Below are 7,483 nucleotides of genomic sequence, written 5' to 3'. Positions count from 1 at the left end.
GAGGTGGCCACCAGCGCACCGGCCACGACCACGAAACCGGCAGCCACCGCCACCGGCGTGCGCCAGGCGCGGCGCCCGCCGCCCGCGGCCGCGACGGCAGCCGGAGCCAGCGGCAGTTCGACCGGCGCAGGCAACTCGGCCGGCGCCAGCACCACCGGCTCATCGGCCAGGCGCTCGCGCAGCCGGGCGAGGAAAGCGCAGTCACGGTCAGCCGTCGAAGCGAGGTCTTCGGAGCGCATCACGTCGCCGATCAGCGCGTACGCGTGCCAGCCGGCGCGGGTCTGCGAATCCTCTCGCCACTGCGCGCAGGCGCGCGCACCCGCCTCGGATCCGAGTTCCCCATCGACCAGGGCCGACAGGTTCTCCATCGACGCACTGCCTTCAGACGACTGTGACATGTCCAGCTCCAGCATTCATGTTCAGCAAGTGGCTATCCCGCGCATCACCAGCGGTCGCCTTCCCGGGTGTCCAGCAACGGACGCAGTTTCAGCGCGATCGCCTCGCGCGCGCGGAAAATGCGCGACCTGACGGTCCCGATCGGGCAATTCATCACTTCGGCGATCTCTTCGTAGCTCAGGCCCTCGATTTCGCGCAGCGTGATCGCCTGGCGAAGATCTTCAGACAGCGCATCGATCGAAGCGTTCACTGTCGCCGCAATTTCTTTCGAGGCCAGCAATGCTTCGGGCGTTTCGCCGTCGCTTAGTTCATTTTCGACGCGGGAAGTTTCGTCGTCATCGTCCCGCGACGCCCGTGCGGATTCCGTCACGATCGGGTCGCGCTTCATCTCGACCAGCGCCTTCTTGGCGGCATTGACCGCTATCCGGTACAGCCAGGTGTAGAACGCGCTCTCGCCACGGAACTGCGGGATCGCCCGGTAGGCCCGGATGAAGGTTTCCTGCGCGATGTCCTGCACCAGGTCGGTGTCACGCACCATGCGGCCGATCAGGCGCTCGATGCGGCGCTGGTACTTGACGACCAGCATCTCGAACGCCTTCACGTCGCCCCGCTTGACGCGCTCGACCAGCGGGGCGTCGGCATCCGGCGTGGTCATGCTCATGCGCGGCGGCCCTCGCCCAGGGTCTCAGGCGCGGCCAGGGGGCGCGCGGTGAACAGCGTGCTGCGCAACAGGTGCCAGTCGCGCTCGAGCCCCGAGCGCTGCACCGGCAGCCACCGCGAAGCCGACGCGCCGGTGGCGGCCCGATCCGGAACGAAATGCAGCAGCAGCCAGCGGCCGCCGTCGATCGCCACCTGCAGCGAGCCGGCCGACGGTTCGCCAGCGGCCGGTGTCAGATGCCACTGGGCGCCATCCCAGCGCAGCAGAAAGGCGGAGATTCGAGCGAGGGAATGCAGCGATGCCGTGGCCGCCACGCAGGCCAGCAGCAGAAAGCCGGCCGCTGCCGACATCAACGGCCGTTCGCTGGTCGACCACCAGGCGAACGCACTGCCCCAGACCACCATCCCCGACACGGCGAGGCCGCCGCGCCAGGCGCCGAAGCGGGAGACGGTGAGCTGGAACTCGGCTGGCGCATGCATGCCGGGCGCTGATCGTGCCGGTCAGACGCGCTTGAGGACCAAGGTGCCGTTCGTGCCGCCGAAGCCGAAGTTGTTCTTCACCGCGTACTCCATCTTCAGGTCGCGCGCCGTGTTGGCGCAGTAGTCCAGGTCGCACTCGGGGTCCTGGTTGAAGATGTTGATCGTCGGCGGCACCACCTGGTGGTGCAGCGCCAGCGTCGTGAACACCGTCTCGATGCCGCCGGCGCCACCCAGCAGGTGGCCGGTCATCGACTTGGTCGAGCTGACGACCATCTTCTTCGCATGGTCGCCGTACGCCAGCTTGATGGCATTGCTCTCGTTCACGTCGCCGAGCGGCGTGGAAGTGYCGTGCGCGTTCAGGTACTGGATCTGGTCGGCGTTGAGCCCGGCATTGCGCAGCGCCGCCTTCATCGAGCGCTTGGGCCCGTCGACGTTCGGCGCCGTCATGTGGAAGGCATCCGCACCCATGCCGAAGCCGACCAGCTCCGCATAGATCTTCGCGCCGCGCTTCTTCGCGTGCTCGTATTCCTCGAGCACCACGACGCCGGCGCCTTCGCCGAGCACGAAACCGTCACGGTCCCTGTCCCACGGACGCGAGGCCGTGGCCGGGTCGTCGTTGCGCGTGGACAGCGCACGCGCCGCCGCGAACCCGCCGATGCCCAGCGGCGACACCGTCGATTCGGCGCCACCGGCAACCATCACGTCGGCATCGCCGTACTCGATCAGGCGACCGGCTTCGCCGATGCAGTGCAGGCCCGTGGTGCAGGCCGTCACGATCGCGAGGTTGGGCCCCTGGAAGCCGAACTTGATCGAGACATGGCCCGAGATCATGTTGATGATCGAGGCCGGCACGAAGAACGGCGACACGCGGCGCGGACCGCGGTCGACCAGCTCGGCATGGGTCTCCTCGATCATCGGCAGGCCGCCGATGCCCGAGCCCACGAGGCAGCCGATGCGCTCGGCCTGGTCCTCGCTCAGCGCATCGCCGGAGGGCAGGCCGGCATCCCGCACCGCCTGCATCGACGCGGCCAGGCCGTAGTGGATGAAGGTGTCCATGTGCCGGGCTTCCTTGGCGGGGAAGTAATCCTCCACCTTGAAGCCCTTCACTTCACCTGCGAAATGACAGGCGAAGGGCGACGCATCGAACTTGGTGATGGTCGCGATGCCGGAACGCCCGGCCACGATGTTGGCCCACCCCTCGGCCACCGTGTTGCCCACGGGACTGATGAGGCCGAGCCCGGTGATGACGACGCGGCGACGGCTCATGCGATGCTGCTCAGTTGGGAACGAAGGCTCAGGCCTTCTGGTGCTTGACGGCGTAGTCGATCGCCAGCTGCACGGTGGTGATCTTCTCGGCTTCCTCGTCGGGGATCTCGATGCCGAACTCGTCTTCGAGGGCCATCACCAGTTCAACGGTGTCGAGCGAATCAGCGCCCAGGTCTGCCACGAAAGCCTTCTCGTTGGACACATCGGCTTCCGGAACGCCCAGTTGTTCCGCGATGATTTTCTTCACACGTGCTTCGATATCGCTCATGACTCCTCCAGGAGGGTTTGCTGAAACAGCCCGAGATTCTAAGGCTTGCAGGGTGTCGACTCTAAGTCAGGTCAACACGCTGAAAACCAGGTTCCGGTCGGGCCCTTCCGGTCTGTGGGGTGACACGTTCGACGCAGTTCGGCGTCGTTGGCGTCAATTCATGAACATGCCGCCATTGACGTGCAACTCCGTGCCGGTGATGTAGCCGGCCTGGGCCGACGCCAGGAAGGCCACCGCATGCGCGATGTCGCTTGCCTGGCCGAGCCGGCCCAGCGGGATCTGTGCCATCAGCGCGGCGGTCTGCTGCTCGGAGAGCTCGCTCGTCATGTCGGTCTGGATGAAGCCCGGCGCGACGCAGTTGACGGTGATGCCGCGGCTGCCGAGCTCGCGGGCCAGCGCGCGCGTCATGCCGGCGACGCCGGCCTTCGAGGCCGCGTAGTTGGCCTGGCCGGCATTGCCGCTCGCACCGACGACCGACGTGATGTTGATGATGCGCCCGAAGCGCTGCTTCATCATCGGGCGGATGACGGCGCGGCTGACGCGGAACACCGCCTTCAGGTTGGTGTCGATCACCGCATCCCAGTCGTCGTCCTTCATGCGCATCGACAAGGTGTCGCGCGTGATGCCGGCGTTGTTGACGAGGATCTGCAGGCCGCCGTGTTCCTTGACGATGGCGTCGATCGCCGTCTCGATGCCGGGGCCGTCGTTGACGTTCAGGCACAGGCCGCGGCTGCCGGCGAAGGCCGACAGCGCCTCGCCGATCGCGTCGGCACCGGCCGGCGTGGTCGCGGTGCCGATCACCTTGGCACCCTGCGCCGCCAGCGCCAGCGCGATGGCGCGGCCGATGCCGCGCGAGGCGCCGGTCACCAGCGCCACCTGGCCCGCCAGCGAGGACTCATTCTTGGGATCACTCATGCCAGCAGGCCTTTCGCTTCCAGCAGCGTGGCCGGATCATGGATCGCGGCCGTGACCGCATCGGCATCGATGCGGCGGATCGTGCTGGCCAGCACCTTGCCGGGCCCGCACTCGAAGATGTGGCGGATGCCGCGGGCGCGGATCGCCTGCACCACCTCGACCCAGCGCACCGGCCCGAAGGCCTGGCGCACCAGCGCATCGCGGATGGCGGCCGGGTCGTCCTGCACCGCGACATCGATGTTGTTGACGAGCGGGATGCGCGGCGCGTTCAGCGTGACGCCGGCCAGCTTCGCCTTCAATTGCTCGGCGGCCGGGCGCATCAGGCTCGAATGGAACGGCGCCGACACCGACAGCTGCAACGCGCGCTTGGCGCCCTTGTCCTTCAGCAGGCTGCACGCGAATTCGACACCGGCCTTGGTGCCGGCGATCACGGTCTGCTTCGGGTCGTTGAAATTGGCCGCCTCGACGACCTCGCCGGACGCCGCCGCGGCCTCGGCGCAACCGGCGCGCACGACATCGGCATCGAGCCCGAGGATGGCGGCCATGCCGCCCGCACCGACCGGCACCGCCTGCTGCATGGCCTGCGCCCGAAAGCGCACCAGCGGCAACGCTTCGGACAGGCTGATGACGCCGGCCGCGACCAGCGCCGCGTACTCGCCGAGCGAGTGACCGGCCACGGCCGCGGGCTGCAGCCCGGTTTCGGCGAGCCACGCACGCAGGCAGGCGACGCCGGCGGTCAGCATCACCGGCTGGGTGTTCTCGGTCAGGTCGAGCGCTTCCTTCGGGCCGGTGTGGATCAGCCGACCCACGTCGATGCCGAGCGCGGCCGAGGCTTCGGCCAGCGTGTCGCGCACGGCCGCGTGGCTGCCCCAGGCGTCCAGCATGCCGACGGCTTGCGAGCCCTGGCCGGGAAAGACGAATGCGAACGGAGTCATGTCAGCGCCTTGTAGTCGCGGCAACGCAGATGAAGAGAGGGATCTCGCGGAGGGGCTACCGAGCGCGTGCTCAGTAGTCGAACAGCACCGCGCCCCAGGTGAAACCGCCGCCGACGCCCTCGAGCATCACGGTGTCGCCGCGCTTCACCGTGCCGGCGCGCACCGCGACATCGAGTGCCAGCGGAATCGAGGCGGCGGACGTGTTGCCGTGTTCGTCCACCGTCGCGATCAGCTTGTCCAGCGGCAGCTTCAGCTTCTTGGCCGTGCCCTGCATGATGCGGATGTTGGCCTGGTGCGGGATCAGCCAGTCGATGTCGGCCTCGGTGCGGCCGGCCTTCGCGAGCACCGAGCGCGCGACGTCCTCGAGCACGCCGACGGCGAGCTTGAAGACCGCTGGCCCATCCATCTTCAGCAGCGGGTCGCCGGTGATCTTGCCGCCGGACACCGAGCCGGGCGTGCAGAGGATGTCGACATGGCGGCCATCCGCATGCAGTTCGCTCGCGAGGATGCCGGGCGTGTCGCTCGCCTCCAGCACCACGGCGCCGGCACCGTCGCCGAACAGCACGCAGGTGGTGCGGTCGTTGAAGTCGAGCAGGCGCGAGAAGATCTCGGCCCCGACCACCAGCGCCTTGCTGGCCGCGCCGGTGCGGATCATCGAATCGGCCACCGTCAGCGCATAGACGAAGCCGGAGCACACCGCCTGCACGTCGAAGGCGGGGCAGCCGGCAATGCCGAGCTTGCGCTGCAGGATGGTGGCGGTCGACGGGAAGACCATGTCGGGCGTCGAGGTCGCGACGATGATCAGGTCGATCTGCGATGCGGCGACGCCGGCCGCCTCGAGCGCACGCTGCGCGGCCGGCAGGGCCAGGTCGCTGCACGGCACATCGGCTTCGGCGAAATGGCGGGCGCGGATGCCGGTGCGCGCGACGATCCACTCATCGGAAGTCTCGACTCCCTTGGCGGCCAGTTCGGCGGCCAGGGCTTCGTTGGTCAGGCGCTTCGGCGGCAGGTAGCTGCCGGTGCCGGTGATGCGCGAATAGCGGGTCGCAGAGGGTTGGGTCATGCAGCGAGGGCGGCACCGTCGGACGATGCGCCGCTTGCACTTGCAGGGGTGGGCAAGGCATGCAGCGAATCGCGAATCCGGTCGTGCACCCGATCCAGCAAGTGATTGCGGGCCGCATCATAAGCCCGATTCAAGGCCTGCTCGAACGCATAGGCATCGGACGAGCCGTGCGCCTTGAACACCAGGCCACGCAGACCGAGCAGCGCGCCGCCGCTGTAGCGGCGGTGGTCGACCCGGTGCTTGAAGTGGTTCAGCACCGGCAATGCCACCAGCGCCGCCATCTTCGTGAAGATGTTGCGGGTGAACTCCTGCTTGATGAAGCTCGACAGCATCGACGCGAGGCCTTCGGCGGTCTTCAGCGCGACATTGCCGACGAAGCCATCGCAGACGACGATGTCGGTCGTGCCCTTGAAGATGTCGTTGCCTTCGACGTTGCCGTGGAAGTTGACGTGGCCGCCTTCGGCTGCGGCGCGCAGCAGCTCGCCGGCGCGCTTGATCGTCTCGTTGCCCTTGATGACTTCCTCGCCGATGTTCAGCAGGCCGACGCTCGGGTTCTCCTTGCCGTCGACCGCCGCGACCAGCGCACTGCCCATCACGGCGAACTGCAGCAGGTGTTCGGCGCTGCAGTCCACGTTCGCGCCGAGATCGAGCACGGTCGTGTAGCCATCCTTCTGGTTGGGCATCACCGCGGCGATGGCCGGGCGATCGATGCCCTCGAGCGTCTTCAGCAGGTAGCGCGCGACGGCCATCAACGCGCCGGTGTTGCCGGCGGACACGCAGGCGTGTGCACGCGGCGGCTGGCCGTCGGTACCGGACTTCAGCTGCATCAACGCCACGCGCAGCGAAGAATCCTTCTTGCGGCGCAGCGCCACCTCGACCGCGTCGTCCATCTCGACGACCTCGGTGGCCGCGACCACGTGGCAGCGGTCCCAGCCGGCCGCCGGCGCAAGCGCCTCGGCGCGGCCGACGAGCACCACCTCGGCCAGCGGGTGGGCAGCCAGGAAAGCGCGGCAGGCCGGCAGCGTGACGGAGGGACCGTGATCGCCGCCCATGCAGTCGACGGACAGGCGAATGACATCGGTCGCGGCGGGCGGCGACATCGGGTTCATGGGTGCAGGAGAAGCAGCGAACTCAGGCAGCGAACGCCGGAGCGATCGCCACCCAAAAGACAAACACCCGGCACTGCGACGGTCCGCAGGCCGGGTCGATGCAAGGTCTCGCAGGGTTCACGCATCATGCCTTGGCCGCGGCAATGCGCGGGTCCGGCGGAAGTGCGCGACAACCGACTCAGGCGTCAGCCTTGGTCTTCAGGACCTTGCGCCCGCGGTAGAAACCGTTGGGGCTGATGTGGTGACGCAGGTGCGATTCGCCCGTGGTCGGCTCGATCGCGGTGCCCGGGGTGACCAGGGCATTGTGCGCACGATGCATGCCGCGCTTGGAAGGCGACTTCTTGTTTTGCTGAACGGCCATGAAAATTCTCCTTGAGCCTCCTGACACTCGCAG

At 67.9% G+C, this 7,483-nt stretch carries 10 protein-coding genes; all 10 read right to left on the bottom strand.

Features of this window, described 5'->3' with window-relative positions; all coding sequences use genetic code 11:
* A partial coding sequence (locus tag AC1DXV_RS04240) for a sigma-E factor negative regulatory protein (protein ID WP_477932613.1) occupies positions 1-398 on the bottom strand: 398 nt, incomplete at its 3' end.
* A 44-nt stretch (positions 399-442) separates the two neighbouring features.
* Complete coding sequence (rpoE, locus tag AC1DXV_RS04235; protein WP_477865350.1) at positions 443-1,051, bottom strand: RNA polymerase sigma factor RpoE; 609 nt, start codon at positions 1,049-1,051, stop codon at positions 443-445.
* Between the two features lie 2 nt (positions 1,052-1,053).
* Entirely contained in the window at positions 1,054-1,533 is a 480-nt protein-coding gene (locus tag AC1DXV_RS04230; protein WP_477865342.1) for a hypothetical protein, read from the bottom strand.
* A gap of 21 nt (positions 1,534-1,554) precedes the next feature.
* The gene (gene fabF, locus AC1DXV_RS04225; RefSeq protein ID WP_477932612.1) at positions 1,555-2,799 is read right to left on the bottom strand and encodes a beta-ketoacyl-ACP synthase II; all 1,245 of its coding nucleotides are present in this window, start codon (positions 2,797-2,799) and stop codon (positions 1,555-1,557) included.
* A gap of 28 nt (positions 2,800-2,827) precedes the next feature.
* The gene (gene acpP / locus AC1DXV_RS04220) at positions 2,828-3,067 is read right to left on the bottom strand and encodes an acyl carrier protein (protein ID WP_009552529.1); all 240 of its coding nucleotides are present in this window, start codon (positions 3,065-3,067) and stop codon (positions 2,828-2,830) included.
* 153 nt (positions 3,068-3,220) lie between these two features.
* Entirely contained in the window at positions 3,221-3,982 is a 762-nt protein-coding gene (gene fabG / locus AC1DXV_RS04215) for a 3-oxoacyl-ACP reductase FabG (protein WP_477932610.1), read from the bottom strand.
* A complete protein-coding gene (gene fabD / locus AC1DXV_RS04210; RefSeq protein WP_477865339.1) occupies positions 3,979-4,917 on the bottom strand; it encodes an ACP S-malonyltransferase in 939 nt (312 codons plus the stop codon). Before fabD ends, fabG begins: the two co-directional genes overlap by 4 nt.
* 70 nt (positions 4,918-4,987) lie before the next feature.
* On the bottom strand, positions 4,988-5,980 hold the full coding sequence (locus AC1DXV_RS04205) for a beta-ketoacyl-ACP synthase III (protein ID WP_477932608.1): 993 nt from the start codon (positions 5,978-5,980) through the stop codon (positions 4,988-4,990).
* A complete protein-coding gene (plsX, locus tag AC1DXV_RS04200; RefSeq protein WP_477932617.1) occupies positions 5,977-7,080 on the bottom strand; it encodes a phosphate acyltransferase PlsX in 1,104 nt (367 codons plus the stop codon). Before plsX ends, AC1DXV_RS04205 begins: the two co-directional genes overlap by 4 nt.
* A gap of 187 nt (positions 7,081-7,267) precedes the next feature.
* Positions 7,268-7,450 (bottom strand): 50S ribosomal protein L32, encoded by a 183-nt coding sequence (rpmF, locus tag AC1DXV_RS04195; RefSeq protein WP_477869985.1) that lies wholly within the window; start codon positions 7,448-7,450, stop codon positions 7,268-7,270.
* Positions 7,451-7,483: the final 33 nt, after the last annotated feature.

Source organism: Rhizobacter sp. P3_C12, assembly GCF_056402735.1.
Note: the sequence above shows the minus strand (reverse complement) of the source record. Positions and strands in the feature narration are given on the sequence as shown.

Coding starts and splice junctions, on each gene's coding strand:
- rpoE (WP_477865350.1), bottom strand. CDS start 1,051: ATGACCACGCCGGATGCCGACGCCCCGCTGGTCGAGCGCGTCAAGCGG.
- AC1DXV_RS04230 (WP_477865342.1), bottom strand. CDS start 1,533: ATGCATGCGCCAGCCGAGTTCCAGCTCACCGTCTCCCGCTTCGGCGCC.
- acpP (WP_009552529.1), bottom strand. CDS start 3,067: ATGAGCGATATCGAAGCACGTGTGAAGAAAATCATCGCGGAACAACTG.
- fabG (WP_477932610.1), bottom strand. CDS start 3,982: ATGAGTGATCCCAAGAATGAGTCCTCGCTGGCGGGCCAGGTGGCGCTG.
- fabD (WP_477865339.1), bottom strand. CDS start 4,917: ATGACTCCGTTCGCATTCGTCTTTCCCGGCCAGGGCTCGCAAGCCGTC.
- AC1DXV_RS04205 (WP_477932608.1), bottom strand. CDS start 5,980: ATGACCCAACCCTCTGCGACCCGCTATTCGCGCATCACCGGCACCGGC.
- plsX (WP_477932617.1), bottom strand. CDS start 7,080: ATGTCGCCGCCCGCCGCGACCGATGTCATTCGCCTGTCCGTCGACTGC.
- rpmF (WP_477869985.1), bottom strand. CDS start 7,450: ATGGCCGTTCAGCAAAACAAGAAGTCGCCTTCCAAGCGCGGCATGCAT.